This window comes from Deltaproteobacteria bacterium, assembly GCA_016218975.1.
Lineage (GTDB): Bacteria > Desulfobacterota > Deferrimicrobia > Deferrimicrobiales > Deferrimicrobiaceae > JAENIX01.
Map to the genome: position 1 here is coordinate 200,497 of JACRCO010000037.1, position 13,820 is coordinate 214,316.

General features: G+C 57.1%; 13 protein-coding genes and 1 tRNA gene. All 14 read right to left on the bottom strand.

Annotated elements, in window-relative coordinates; all coding sequences use genetic code 11:
- Positions 1-3: 3 nt before the first annotated feature.
- Entirely contained in the window at positions 4-1,401 is a 1,398-nt protein-coding gene (locus HY896_05520) for a TIGR03013 family PEP-CTERM/XrtA system glycosyltransferase (GenBank protein MBI5575805.1), read from the bottom strand.
- Complete coding sequence (locus tag HY896_05525) at positions 1,398-2,144, bottom strand: CpsD/CapB family tyrosine-protein kinase (GenBank protein MBI5575806.1); 747 nt, start codon at positions 2,142-2,144, stop codon at positions 1,398-1,400. Before HY896_05525 ends, HY896_05520 begins: the two co-directional genes overlap by 4 nt.
- Before the next feature lie 9 nt (positions 2,145-2,153).
- Positions 2,154-3,707, bottom strand: a complete 1,554-nt coding sequence (locus tag HY896_05530) for a hypothetical protein (protein MBI5575807.1) — start codon at positions 3,705-3,707, stop codon at positions 2,154-2,156.
- A gap of 82 nt (positions 3,708-3,789) precedes the next feature.
- Positions 3,790-5,076: a hypothetical protein gene (locus HY896_05535; GenBank protein MBI5575808.1), complete on the bottom strand. Its 1,287-nt coding sequence runs from the start codon at positions 5,074-5,076 to the stop codon at positions 3,790-3,792.
- A 17-nt stretch (positions 5,077-5,093) separates the two neighbouring features.
- Positions 5,094-5,774: a polysaccharide biosynthesis/export family protein gene (locus tag HY896_05540; GenBank protein MBI5575809.1), complete on the bottom strand. Its 681-nt coding sequence runs from the start codon at positions 5,772-5,774 to the stop codon at positions 5,094-5,096.
- Positions 5,775-5,835: 61 nt separating this feature from the next.
- On the bottom strand, positions 5,836-7,296 hold the full coding sequence (locus HY896_05545) for a sigma-54-dependent Fis family transcriptional regulator (protein ID MBI5575810.1): 1,461 nt from the start codon (positions 7,294-7,296) through the stop codon (positions 5,836-5,838).
- Positions 7,297-7,518: 222 nt separating this feature from the next.
- Positions 7,519-8,658 carry a response regulator gene (locus tag HY896_05550; GenBank protein ID MBI5575811.1) on the bottom strand — a complete coding sequence of 380 codons (1,140 nt, stop codon included), beginning with the start codon at positions 8,656-8,658 and terminating at the stop codon, positions 7,519-7,521.
- 94 nt (positions 8,659-8,752) lie between these two features.
- Positions 8,753-8,829 (bottom strand) — tRNA-Met (locus tag HY896_05555).
- A gap of 93 nt (positions 8,830-8,922) precedes the next feature.
- A complete protein-coding gene (locus HY896_05560; GenBank protein ID MBI5575812.1) occupies positions 8,923-10,458 on the bottom strand; it encodes a VCBS repeat-containing protein in 1,536 nt (511 codons plus the stop codon).
- The gene (locus HY896_05565) at positions 10,455-11,015 is read right to left on the bottom strand and encodes an isochorismatase family protein (GenBank protein ID MBI5575813.1); all 561 of its coding nucleotides are present in this window, start codon (positions 11,013-11,015) and stop codon (positions 10,455-10,457) included. Before HY896_05565 ends, HY896_05560 begins: the two co-directional genes overlap by 4 nt.
- Positions 11,016-11,029: 14 nt before the next feature.
- Positions 11,030-12,232: an aminopeptidase P family protein gene (locus HY896_05570; GenBank protein ID MBI5575814.1), complete on the bottom strand. Its 1,203-nt coding sequence runs from the start codon at positions 12,230-12,232 to the stop codon at positions 11,030-11,032.
- Positions 12,233-12,348: 116 nt separating this feature from the next.
- Positions 12,349-12,678: a type II toxin-antitoxin system HicB family antitoxin gene (locus tag HY896_05575; GenBank protein ID MBI5575815.1), complete on the bottom strand. Its 330-nt coding sequence runs from the start codon at positions 12,676-12,678 to the stop codon at positions 12,349-12,351.
- Positions 12,675-12,929 carry a type II toxin-antitoxin system HicA family toxin gene (locus HY896_05580; GenBank protein ID MBI5575816.1) on the bottom strand — a complete coding sequence of 85 codons (255 nt, stop codon included), beginning with the start codon at positions 12,927-12,929 and terminating at the stop codon, positions 12,675-12,677. The genes HY896_05575 and HY896_05580 overlap by 4 nt, the downstream gene beginning before the upstream one ends.
- 112 nt (positions 12,930-13,041) lie before the next feature.
- Positions 13,042-13,818, bottom strand: a complete 777-nt coding sequence (locus HY896_05585) for a DUF169 domain-containing protein (protein MBI5575817.1) — start codon at positions 13,816-13,818, stop codon at positions 13,042-13,044.
- Positions 13,819-13,820: the final 2 nt, after the last annotated feature.

The window sequence follows — 13,820 nt, forward strand, 5'->3', positions numbered from 1 at the left end:
GCGTTATCTCGCACCCCGACCCAACAGGACGATCTTGAACGTCCTGAAAAGTATCAGAAGCTCCAGCTTCAGGGACATGTTCTTTATGTAAAAAAGGTCGTACTGCAGTTTTTCCTTCGATTCCTCGATCGTTCCGCAATAAGTGAACATGACCTGCGCCCATCCGGTAAGTCCCGGCTTAACGGTATGGCGGAGGGAGTAATATGGGATCATGGACTGGAGCTGCGCGACGAATTCCGGGCGCTCCGGCCGTGGCCCGACGAGATCGAGGTCTCCGCGCAGCACATTGAAAAGCTGCGGAAGCTCGTCGAGACGCGTCAGGCGGATCATCCTGCCGACCCGTGTTATTCTCGGATCGCCCTCGACCGCCCATCGGGCGCCCACGTTCGCCTCGGCATCCTTTCGCATCGACCGGAACTTGAATATGCGGAATATCCTGCCGTTCTGCCCGATCCGGTTCTGGGAGTAGAAAACAGGGCCCGCGGAATCGAGCTTGATCGCCACTCCCACAAGCGCCATCAGCGGCGCAACGATCACGAGCGTCGTCGCCGCGAACAACATGCTGAATACCCGTCGAACCAGGAGCAAGCCCCTCGACTTGCGGAATCCCTCGTTGAATATGAAGAACGAAGGCATGAGCTTGTCGACCGGTATTCTTCCCGAAAGCTTTTCGAAAAATCCCTGCCATTCGAGCACCTGGCAACCGGCGACCTTGACGTCCAGCATTTCCTTAACGGGGTATTTGCCCCGGCGCTCTCCGACTGCGACCACGAGCTTACGGATTTTCCTGGCCCTCACGATTTCGACGATCCTTCCGTAGTCTCCGAGGACCTCCTCGTCGTCCACCTCCGCAGGCGAAGATCCGTTCGACGGCTCGCCGACAAAGCCGGCGAAGCGGAACCCGAGCCGCTCCCTCGACTTGATCTCGTTAGCGATGAGCCTGGCCACTTCCCCTTTCCCCACGATCAGGATGTTTTCACGCGGCGCAAGCTCGGCGAGAAAATAGTCGAACGCGATCCTCCAGACCAGGAGCAGCACCGCCACCAGGAAAATCGTGAGGTAGTACATCTGGCCTTCGACGCCGAAACCGGGGACGACATAGGATACCCCTCCGATTCCGATGCATACGAATCCGACCGCGAAAATCAGCGAAAACAGGATCTCCCCCAGCGTCTGGGAATGCTTCAGGTCGTAAAGATCGAGCATGTACATGCAAACCTGGCAGAAAAACGCGACGACGATCCCCCGAACGACCGCGTCTTCGAACCCGATCGAACCGGTATTGCCGTATTTTCGAAGGATCACGAAGCTGGCCAGGACGGAGAGAAGGATGATGCCTCCCTCCACGAAGAAACAGACGGCGCTTCGTATGGGGAAAAACCGGTTTTCGAGCGTTATCAAACGGGAGCCTCTTCCCCGTCCGCTTTCTTATAGTACTTGCCGTAATACCGTTCGTAATATTTCTGGCGCTTCGGCTCCACACCGTTCAGCACCACTCCGACAACTTTATTCGCTCCGATATCCTCGATGGCGTTGGCGAACAACTGGTGCGGCGTCAATCCTATCCTGTAGATGAAGACGAAGCCGTCGACCTGGTCCTGAAGACCAAGCGTATCCGCCACCGGAACGATCGGAGGCGTATCCAGGAGAACGACGTCGAAATGCCCGCTGATGTCCTTCAGAAACGCCCTGAACCTGTCTCCCGTCAATAGTTCCGCCGCAACGGTCGCTTTCATTCCCGAAGGTATCACGTACAGGCCGGGCACCCCGCCGTTCCGCATGATATCCTTGACCGAAACCGTTCCCTGGAGATATTCGCTCATGCCGGGCAAGGGCGATATGTTCATGGTGCGGGCGAGATCCGACTTCCTGAGGTCCAGGTCGATCAGAAGGACCTTCCTCCTGCCGGCGGCCACGAGATTGGTCGCAAGGTTGATGCAAGTCGTGGTTTTCCCTTCCCCGGCGATCGCGCTCGTTACCGCCACGACCTTCAGCTTCATCATATCCAGCTTGTATTCGAACTTCGCCCTCAAGGCCTTGAATTGCTCGTTGAAGATGACGTCTCCGTGCTTGCCCCCCGGCAATTCGCAAGGCGGGGAGTCGACGCCGTGTACGATTTTTCTGAGGAAAACCGGTAGGGCCATCTTCGCTCCTTAGAACTTGAGTATCGTCCTGATTCTTTGACCGTATACCAGGAGGAAGACCGAGACCGCAAGCGTGAACGTGATGATCCCTCCGAATACCGCAGCCCTCCTCATAGCCATGCGCCTTACATACCCGGCGTCCTGGAACACCGGAATGCTGGCAAGCACCGGTAATTCGAAGAAATTCTTGAACTCCTTCACGCCCCTCAGCGTCGGGTCCATTATCTCCAACCCTATCGTCCCTCCGAAACCGACCCCCAGCGCGGACATGATCGCGATTCCGAAAATGAGCAACCGGTTCGGCTTGAACGGCTGGTCGGGCATGTTTGCAGGGTCGAGGATCTGGAACTGTTCCCCTTTTTGCCTTCTTTCCATGTTCTGTGAAACATCCGCTTCGAGTTTCCTTTTCAGCAGGTCTTCATAGGAACGCTTCAGGTTCTCGTAGTCGCGTGTGAGGGAGATCATGTCCTGCTCCCTCTTCGGCGTCTTCTCCACCTTCGCCTGGTAGGAGGAGATGTAATTCTGGATCTGTTCCCTTTCCTTCTTATGGGTTGCGATTTCCAGCTCCGTCTTCGAGATCTGTTCCTTCAGGCGGCGGAGCTCCTTCGCGTCCGCCGCGCCCTGGCCGGAAAGTTGCGATCCTGCCGGGCCCGCGTTGCGGTTGGCGTTGTCCGCCGCCGGAGCGGATGACCGGGCATCCCGGATCCGACGCTCAAGTTTTTCCACTTCCGCCTTCAGGCGCAGGACTTCCGGGTAGCGGTCCGTGTATTTGGCTGAAAGATCCGCCAGCCGGGCACGCTTTTCGGTCAGTTCCCTGGATGGCCCCGACGCCGCATCCGACTGCATAACGTGCCTGGATTCCGGCTTCCCGATGTCCTGCGAAAAAGACTGGACCGATCTCTCCAGCCCGCCGGCCTGGGATTCCAGCAATACGAGCCGGTCCTCGGCGGCCCGGATCGCGTCGAAGTTCGTGCGGTATCGATCCTGAAGCCCCCGCAACATGCCCAGGTTGGCTTCCATCTGTTGCGGAAGTTCGCCCATGAACTTGCTCTTGTATTGCTTGACGCTTTCTTCCGCTTTTTCCAGGTTCGCTTTCCTCTCCTGGAGCTGGGATTCGAGAAATTCGGAAGTTCCGACCGCCTGCTGCTCCCGGATCTTCAGGTTTTCGTCGATGAAGAAAGAGGAAAGACGCGCCGTGGTAAGCATCGCCATCTGCCTGTTTTCGTGGTAGAAGGAAAGCCTGAAAGCGTCTGTTCCAAGGACCTGTATATCGATCCGCCTTCGCATTTCGTCGACAACGTCTTCAAGCGGTTTTTTCTTCCTTTCATCCTTGAAAAGACCGAGTTCGTCCATGACCGACACCAGGCATGTGCGGCTCAGCACCTGCTGTTTCAATGTGGCCAGGCGCGCCTCGATCCTGATGCTGACGCTGGAACGGACGTAATTCTCGGGCACGCGCTGCGGGATCACCAGGATCGTCGTGCTCGATTTGAATTGTTCAGGAACCACGACACAGTAGACGCTCGCGCCGAAGAGGATGAACAGGATCGAAAATACGATCATCCATTTTCGCCGGCGATATATTTCCAGAATGTCCTGGAGAACCAGGTTCGGTGGAAGGGGCATCGTTCCCTCTGTTTTTTTCTTAAAAGAGGTTGTAGGTTTCGCCCAGGGTCACGGCGAGCAAGACCGACTCGCGCTTCAGATCGTCCCCGGAAATTCCGTGCGACCATTGACGGAAGAAGTTTCCGTAAAGGCTCAGCGTGGCCCATTTCGCCGGCATGTATCGTATTCCGGCCGTTCCGTTCGCCGACACCAGGTCCACCTCCACCGCGGCATCCGTGGAGCGATTCGTCTGGCAGAAGCCGGAGAGGTCCAGCCACCATCCGCTTGCGAACTGGTCGGCCAACGAGAGAACGGCATTCGCCCGCCTCGTCGTCCGCCCGAACGTGCCGCCGCCCGCCAGCTCGTACTTTCCGGAAACAAGCGCTCTGAAATCCTTCCGGGAATACGTCAGGGACAACAATCCGCTCGGTGACCAGGTCTCGTTCTTCTCGTCCCCTATTCCTGTGGATTCCCTGCTGAGCGTCGCCCCCGCCCTGGCATCCAGCGTGTTGCTTTCGGTGAGCCGGTACGTTCCGGAAAAACCGCCCGAATAAATCCTGGAATTCGGCCTGCCGCTGAAAGAGTTGTAGCTGGTGTCCCCGTAAACGCCGGAGGAGAAGCGATCCGTGAGCTTGTAATTCACTGCCATGTTTCCCGAAACGACTCTCGAATCGATAAGGCCTGTGGGATTGTCCGTGAAATCGCGCCTTCTCGCCCCTCCTCCGATTTCGACGTTGACGTTCGGCGTGAGCTCGTATCCGAACTGCGCCGATCCCGAGATCTCCCGCACCTCCGTAATGAAGGTAACCGTGGACTCCGAAACGGAAAGCACGGTAATTCCGGTATCCGCCGGGCCTTCGCTGCGCGCGGGTTCCGACGAAGTGGACTCGATGCCGTAACCCGAAGAACCAGGAGTTATGACCGTAGGTATCAACTCCAGGACATTGCGGCGCACGGAATCCCGCGCCTCGATGTACCTGGCCGTCGGACGCAATGAAAACCGGGGTGTAAACTTGATGGGCTTCGTTGTGTTCAGCCCGAGATCCTTGGTCGCCGCGGTCTTGTCCAGGAGCGTGAAATCGGAATATCTCTCCAGTTCGAATCCGCCGCTCAGGTTCAGAGTCGTGTCCATCGTTTCGAGGGAAAGCGTCAGCTTCGGGTTGGCGCGGAAAACGAAGTCGCTTTGTTCGTTCGACGATGTGTTTAATACGTTCGAGTCCCAGCTCTCCCCGATAGTGATCGAGGGAGTGGCTTTAAGGTTCACAGCCCAGGATTCGGAAACGAGCCCGAACACAAGTATGAATCCGATCGCGGCGATTCTTTTCAAGTCCGTTATCCCCCCTTTCACGGCACTACGATCGTGTCGCCCGGTTTCAGCATGTAATTCCCCTCCCCTTCCTCTTCAAGCAGATTGTAATAGTTGATTTTCCTTACCTCCTGCTTCTTGCCTGTGCCACGGACCAGCTTGATGCTCCGGGGCGAAGCAAACTGCGTGAATCCGCCGGCCTGCGCGAGCGCCTGGAGAATCGACACGTCGCTCCTCAAGAGATACGTCCCCGGTTTTGCGACATTGCCTATCACGAAGATTCTCGGAGCGTTTACCTGTATCACGATGACGGATACCTGGGGCTCGACGACGAATGCCTTGAGTTTCTGATGGATGCTGCTTGCCAGTTCGGCCGCGGTCAACCCTTCAGCCTGGACATCCTGGACCAGCGGCAACGATATCTTTCCGTCCGGCCGCACCGCCACGTCCATCGTCATATCCTTGTTTTCCCATACGGAAACCTTCAGGATGTCTTCCGGCCCAAGCCTGTATTCCGGACCGGCGACCGGGGCAGCCGCAGGGGGAACCTGTGAAGGCACGGGCGCCGCAGTCGAAGGTGAAGCCACGGCAGCCGACGATGGAGGCGCAGCCGATGCCTTACCCGGGTTTTTGACATTTCGTTCTTCCGCACGGACCGGCAGGCAGACCGCCGAAACGATCAAAGCCGCCGCGCAGGCTACCGCCCATAAGGTCTTCACCTTTACCCCTCCATAAACGCTTTTATACTGCAAAAACAGGGAATTGCCCTTCCTGAGCCTTCTACTCCCGGTTCAGTCCGCATTCCTTTATCTTGTACAGTAATGCCTTATAACTGATATCGAGCAGTTGAGCGGCTTTTCGCCGGTTCCAACGCGTCTGGCTGAGCACCCGCTCGATCAGGTCCCGCTCCGCGTTGCGCTGTGCGATCTTCGCAACCTCTTTCAGCGTCCCCTGTTCCGGCAGGTATGTATCGTTTCCGTTCCGTGCGGCATGGTTGTTCCCCGCCGCTGCCCTCGGAGGTTGGGGACGGTGCGACTCTTCGCGCTCATCACTATACGTCGAATAGGAACCGTTCTCCTTTTTGCGCAGGAATTCCGAGATAAGCTGACTCTCGCTGCCCAGGATGACGAACCGCTTGATGTTGTTCTCAAGCTCCCGCACGTTTCCGGGCCAGGAGTAATTAAGGAACATATCGGTCAAACGGGGGGAAATATTAACTCTTTCCCGGTTGTACATTTCCGAGTATCGGGTCAGGAAATAGTCCACCAGCAACGGGATGTCGTCCTTCCGGTCGCGCAAGGGAGGCAGGATTATGTTCACGACATTGATCCGGTAGAAAAGGTCGCGCCGGAAGCGGTTCTCGTCCACCATGCGCTCCAGGTTTTTATTGGTGGCCGTAAGGATCCGGCAGTTGACCTTGACTTCCCTTTCCCCTCCGATCCTGTAGAACTGCCTTTCCTGCAGGACGTGGAGAAGTTTCGATTGAAGGTCCTGGTGCATCTCGCTGATTTCGTCCAGGAAGATCGTGCCGTTCTGGGCGATCTCGAAGCGGCCGTACTTTCGCCGGTGGGCGCCGGTGAACGCACCGCGTTCGAACCCGAAAAGCTCACTTTCCAGCAGCTCCCGCGGCAGGGCCGCGCAGTTCACCTTTATGAAGGGTTCGTTCGCACGCTCGGACGCCTTGTGCAGCGATTTGGCCACCAGCTCTTTGCCGGTGCCGCTTTCCCCGGTGATAAGGACAGTGATATCGGTGTTCGCCACCTGGTCGACGATCGCCTGCACCTTGCTCATCCTGTCGCTCAAGGAGAAAAGGAGCTTGTATTCGTCCTCAGACCTTGACTTGGTCTTCAGTTCCTCGAGTTCCCACTTGGCCTGCGATGTTTCGAGGACCATCTGGATCTTGAGCAGCAGTTCCTCGCCGCGGAAGGGCTTCTTGATGTAGTCGTTCGCACCGTCTTTCATGGCTCGCACGACTTCTTCGACGTCACCCTGGCCGGAGACCATGATGATGGGGGTGGCCCCCCCGTTCGAACGGAACGGCTTTATGAGGTCCACTCCGCTCCCGTCCGGAAGGAAAATGTCGAATATCAGGCAGGAGAAGTGGTGCTTGTCGAGGGTCTCGACCGCTTCCGCCTTGTTGAAGGCGGTAACCACCTCCATGCCGCTCTCCGTGAGCAGATTTTTCGTGAACTGCATGAAAACGGGATCGTCGTCGACGACAAGGATTGTAGAAGACGGCATAGGCTCCTCCTCAGCCGGAAGATCTTCGCAAACGCCATGCCCGACATGCATTATTTGGTAACAAATGGCTATCTCACTGGATAAAGTGTCAAAAATCAATGGGTTAAATATGTACAATTTTCCCCAAAACAGAGGTGGTGTGGTCGCGTTGCGACAAAATATGTCACAATACGGCACATATGGGAAAACTTTTAGACAATTACCGCTTAATTGGGAATCTTGTTACGCAGGTAGGGAGAAAGAGACCTTGGTTCCTTTGCCCGGTTCGCTTTCCAGCCAGATCTTCCCTTTCTGAATTTCAAGCAGTTTCTTGCATATATGCAGACCAAGGCCAATCCGTGCATTTGCGTCATTTGCGGACACGATCCGTTCCTCGGAAAATATCTTTTCGGCCTGGGCCTTCGGAATACCCTTCCCGGTATCGGCGACCCAGACGGTAGCCGATACGGCGTCCCCCGGCTTTGCCCCTACAGTGATCTGCCCGTCACGCGGGGTGAACTTGATGGCGTTGTAGAGTAGATTGTCCAGAACTTGCATGACCCGTTCCGGGTCCGCCTTCACGCTCAAGCCGGGTCCCGCGTTTTCCAGAACAAGCCGGATCTGTTTCTGCTCCGCGAAGGGCTTGTAGAAAGCGATGCAGTCGTTCAGAACCTTGTGAAGCTCGAACCTTTTGATCTGTAGCTGCAATTCCCCCCTGCGCGCGGCCTCGTAATCCAGGAGGGTGTTTGCCATCGCCCGAAGTTTCCGGACCGAACGGCCGAACTGCCGAACGAGCTCCGCGCCCTCCATGCTGGCGCAGATGCTGCAACGCGAATCCAGGTCCTGATAATACCCTTCCAGAACGGTCAACGCCGATTTGAAATCGTGGGCAGCCATGGAAATCATGAAGCCTTTCAGCTCGGCCTGCACCTTCGTCTGCTTGAGGTCCGCCTGGATCTTCGACAGGCGTTCGCCGACGCCTTTCTCGACCCGTTCGCTTTCGAGGCTTAAATTCAGTTTTTCGACGGAACGGGCGACCGAATGAAGCAGGATGCCTTGGGCTACGGGCTTCCTCAGGAAGTCGTAAGCCCCCTGTTTAAGCGCCTCTATGACCGATTCCAGCGACGGAGATGTGGACAGGAAGGTGAACGGCAGGTCAGGATACCTGCGAAGCGTGTCCCTCAGGAATTCGAACCCGCATCCCTTCCCGGCCCTCAATTCGGACAGGATAATGGTTTTCCCCTTGACCTTCCGAAGGTGATCCGCGGCATCGTCGAAATTGGAAACCGCGGTGACGTCATATTTCTCGTTTTTGAGAGTCTCCTGCGCCTGGGCGAGGAATTTCGGGTCGTCGTCGACGATGAGGACACGTAGGCATTGCATAAGAAAAAGGATATTACCACATGGGAATATGCGCCATTAGAAAAAGAAAACTCACCGGTTCAATTCCCTGCCAGAAGCCAATCATGAAAAGAAATGGTGGCGGTGCAGGGAATTGAACCCCGGACACTGCGGATATGAGCCGCATGCTCTCACCATCTGAGCTACACCGCCACAACGGCAGGAAAGACGAATATTACAGACAGGATGCCACCAAAGTCAACCCCGTTTCAGGCCGTAATCCCGCGTGTAAATCGAGCGGCGGGATCATTTCAACCAGATGAGGTTCCACTCTCCGAACTGGCCGAGGATTTTCCCCTTGTCCCGGGATGCGATCCCGATGCGGAGCGTCCGTCCGGAGGGCGAAAAATCGATAAAGGAGTCCCTCGCGGAGCTGCCCGTCTGCGGCGTCCGCCAGGCGAGCTGGAGCGAATCTCCGTCCTGTGCGAAGCACATCGCCTCGGCGTTCGAGTAAACCCGTATATTCTCGAAGAATGCCCCGGCAGTGACGATGTTGTTCATGACGATCAACTCGTCCGTCCTGTCGCCGTCCAGGTCCGCCCCGAACATCCGGTTCGGCATAAAAAGCCGTTTCGCGTCCTGTCGACCGTCCTCCTTGCCTGCGAAAACAAGGGGTGCGCGCACCGCCGTTTCCGTTCCCGACACGGAGTCCATCCCCTCCCACAGTTTCTTCCCGTTTTCGTCCAGAAGGTTGAGCCGGTCCCTTTCGTTGATCGTTGCGAATCTCGTTTTCCCGCCGTTGTTCAATGCCGCGAACGAGTATATCCAGGTCCCGTCGGGGAGCGGGAGCGCGGCACTCCTGTCATCGGCCGCTGCGCCGTATTTTCCCGGAGCCAGGCGGAACACCGGGCCTTTGTGGATCGTGACCGGATCGGATTCCTGGGCGGCGAGTACGATACCGTCCTTCCCAATGTCCAGCGCGCGCAGGAAATAGGGGATGTCCCGGGCGATCGGCTTGTACTGCCTGCTGTCGCCGTCGTACTCCCAGACGTCGGAAAGCGATTTCCCGGCGACGTAGCGCACGGATATGATCTCCGCGATCCCGTTCCTGTTGATGTCCGCCGCGTCCACGTGGATGAAATCGGCGCCTGCGTCGGTAATGCGCGCCTTTTCCACCAGGTCGTCGCCTTCCATCCGGTACACCGCGAGGTCGTTCGGGTACGCCGCGACGATCTCCATCTTCCCGTCCCGGTCCGTGTCGTTCCGGGCTACTGAAACGACATCGCCCACGATATCGCGGCTTCGTGACACCGTACCCGACAGGCGGGGTATCTTCCTCCTGCCCGCCCCTTCGCCCACCGTTTCATCGCCGAAAAAAAGATATTTCAACCTGGAAGCGGCTTCGGTGGCCATTCGCGCATATGCCGGAGGCGGGTCAGCCCCCTTTCGCGCGCCGTCGTCCACGCCGGTGACGACGAGCGTTCTTCCTTTGCCGGGATCCTCGACCGTTGAAAGCGTCAGGTCCAACGTGACGGACCTGCCGATCCGCGAAACGGCGCCTGCAAGGATGTAGGTCGCTCCCATGCCGCGAGCCTTGTTTCTCCTTGCCGTCAGGTCATCAGGCACCGCAGCGGCCATGATCCTCACGTCGAGCCGGTCCTGGAGTTTTTCTCCGATCGACCGGCCAAGGCGATCGACGTCGGCGGCGATAGTGTTGTCGGACAGGTTCTGCAGCGGAAAGAAGGCCACGACCTGCTTCGCCGCCCATGCGGCGCCGGACGCAACGAGGAAGCAGGCTGCCGCTATCGCTGCGAGGAGGAGCGAGTTCGTCTTCACCCTCATCGGATCAGCGACGCCACCTTTTTGAATTCCGGAGTGGCCGCGACCTTCAACAGCTGGAAAACCGCCGTCTCGGTGCTGAAGACCGTGCATCCGGCGTCGCGCAGGGCCTGGAGACCGCTTTGGTAGTTGTGCATGAAGCGGGAGGATACCGCGTCGTCGATGACGAAGACCGAATATCCGGCGCGCGTGAGGTCCGCCGATGTCTGGTAGACGCAGACGTGCGTTTCCATGCCGACGATCGCAACCTGTTTCCGTCCGGCCGATGCGACGGCCTGCAGGAACCCCTCGTCGCGCGCGCAGCTGAAAGTCAATTTTTCGATCCGCTGGAATCGTTTCCCCTCCAGGGGCTGCATTATCTCCGGTACCGTGGATCCCAACCCTTTCGGATACTGCTCCGTAAGCAGGATCGGAAGTCCCAGCGTGCCCGCCGCCTCGATCATTATCTGCATGTTCTTCAGCGCCCTCGGGTAAAGATCCGGGTGGATTGCAGGGACGAGCCGGGACTGTACGTCCACCACGAGGAGCAGCGCATCCTCCCTGTTCAGGAAATCGACCATTTTATGCACCCTCCTTATCGGCCTTGGACGTCGCAGGCGATGACTTCTTCTTCCATTATAGTGAGTTTCTCGAACCCCTCATGTGTGACGAGATATGCGTTCTCTATTCCGACCGCGCCTTCGCCGGGGAAGACGAACTTGGGTTCCATGGCGAACGTCATCCCTGCCGCCAGGACGGTCTTCGATCCTTTGGCGATGAAAGGAATCTCGTCGGTTTCGATCCCGATGCCGTGCCCGATGAACTTGACGTTGTATCCGGGAGGGCCCATGAATTTCGCAGCGAAGGGACCGCGAGACGCCATTTCCAGTCCGATTTCGTAAAGGTCTCCCGCTACCGCTCCCGGGCGTATGGCGCTTTCGATGTTCCGCAGGATCTTGACCGTCATGGCGTAGGCTTTGGCGAGCTTCTCCGGCAGCGTGCCGATTACGAAGGTCCGGGCCATGTCAACCAGGTAGCCGTCCTGCGCCCACATGGTATCGACGATGATCGGCTCGTCGACGCCGAAGGGACGATGTCCCTGCCCTGCGGGGGCGTACGGGCCCAATCCTTTTCCGGCGGTCGGGAAATCGGCGTAGGAGGGTATCGCGGCGTCAGGTCCGGAAATCACGCATCCCAGCCCCACTTCCTGGTTCCAGGCGCGCATTCGGGTGATGGTCGTGTGGCCGGCGGCGATCGCCCTGCCCTGTAGAATTCCCTGCAGCTCCTTTTCGGTCATGCCGGGCCGTATCTCCTGCCGGGCGGAGGATATGAGCGCAGAAAGATTTTTTCCGCAGGCGCGCAGCGCATCGATTTCGGACGGCCCCTTGACCGAGCGGATTTCCCTTACGATGGCGGATATGTCCACCGCCTTCGCGGCTGGAAACATTGAGGAGTAACGGTTGAAGGTCTGCACCGGCATGACGTCCATCTCGAACCCGAGCGACCGGAAGGCAATGCCCTTTTTCTCGAAATAGGCGGGGATCTCTCTGGGGCTTGCGATCCTTTCGATGATTTCGACAGGCGATTCGGTCATCGCGCGCTCGTACACCTTTCGTACGAAGTAGACCGGATCTCCCTCGGCGCGGACCACCAGGATCCCCTGCTGGATGGAGCCTGCGAAATAAAACAGGTCGGCATTCTGAACCACGACCGCTGCATCGACGCCTGCCTCGATGAGCCTCGCCCGAAGCGCCGCCAACCGCTTTCCTATCTCCTCTTTCGGCGTCAGCCTGTACATACCCCTCCCAAAAACAGGGACGTTCTTAAAAACTTGAAAACGGGGACGTTCCTTAACTTTTTTCCACAATTATACCCGGGACGATCCTCCAAACTCTAACACGGGATGGAATAGAGCTAAGCGGACTTTTTCAGCAGGTCTGCTATGTATTTATTCAGGCTCAAACCCTTGCGGGCAGCAGTCAGTGCAAGCCGGCGGTGCAATTCGGGGCCAATGCGAACATTGAAACTGCCTTTTAATGATTTCTCCGGCTCGATCCCTCGTTTGCCACACATCTCCAGATAGTCATCGACCGACTCTTCAAACGCCTTCCTCAGTGAGGCCACATCTGTTCCCTCGTAACTTACCAATGCCCGGATGAATTCGATTTTTCCGTAAAAGATCCGGTCCTCATCGTTGTAGCATACGGAACCGTAATATCCGAGATGGGTCATCATGTTTTTCATATCAATCCTTCCCCCTTCAGGAGTTCCTCGACCTGCTCCACTTGATAACGCTTCAAAATCGGGGTTGGATGGGGCCGATGAAGGTTTATCTGCGGATAATCCGGGTGGGAAAAACGAACGCGTGATCCGCCGGTTTTCCCGATGCCCGCTCTGCTATATCCGAATCCCTCCAGCATTGCTACGAGTTCGTTCCATGTGAAATCTTTCGGTCTGGAACGGAACCGTTGAATTAACTTATCGCGTTTTGTCACGTGTCGATCATACCGTACAGGAAAAGCGGATTGCAACTATTATTAGTTACACCCCATCACGGATGAGATACGTGAATATATAAGGAACGTCCCCGTTATTAAGTATTCGTCGTTATTTTTTCTCGGACCAGAGTGTTTCGAGTTCCTGGTAGGACTTGGGGAATTCGGCCTGGTAACGCAGGAAGACGGGGACCGGGTATCGGACGCCGCCTGCGTGCGTCTTCTCAAGCCCCTCGACAACCTCTTCGCTCATTGCGAACGGAAAGGTGAACGCCATCTCGTCGTCGCCCGTCATGCCGAAGACCCTGTCGCCGAAGCATGGAAGGATGACCTGCGGCTCACCGGTTTTTTTCCCTTTGATGACGATATCGGCGCAATCACCTCGGCCGGAAAAGTCGCTCTTGATGCTGCCGCCTTTCTTGTAGAGGCAGGCGTTGAGCAGCCTAAGCACCTGCGCGGAATTTCCGTAAACCAGTACGGTGTCGGGAATGAAGTTCGCGCGGCCGAGCGGACCGGCTACCACATGGGCATACTCGCCGTAGTCGTATTTCTCCAGTGCATCCTCGAACCTTGCGCCCGCCTCGCGGCAGGCGGCGTACATCCCCTCCGCCAGCGTCCCCGATGAATAGTATTCGTTTCGTTCCTCGAAGCCGAACACGGCTTTCGCGATCGGGCAGGAAACGTCCGCACCGGACATCGCAACCGCCCAACCGTAACGGCGTGCGATGGATATCGCCTGGCAGACGGCGACCTTTACTCCAAGATGCTTCGATGGAATCTTAACCTTATCCGGAAGCGGCTCGCCGGGCTTGAAGGACTTTATTCCCACCGGGAAAGTATGCACGCGCAGATATTTTTCGAGTTGGGCGTTCAGCGTGGCGGCGTCCATCG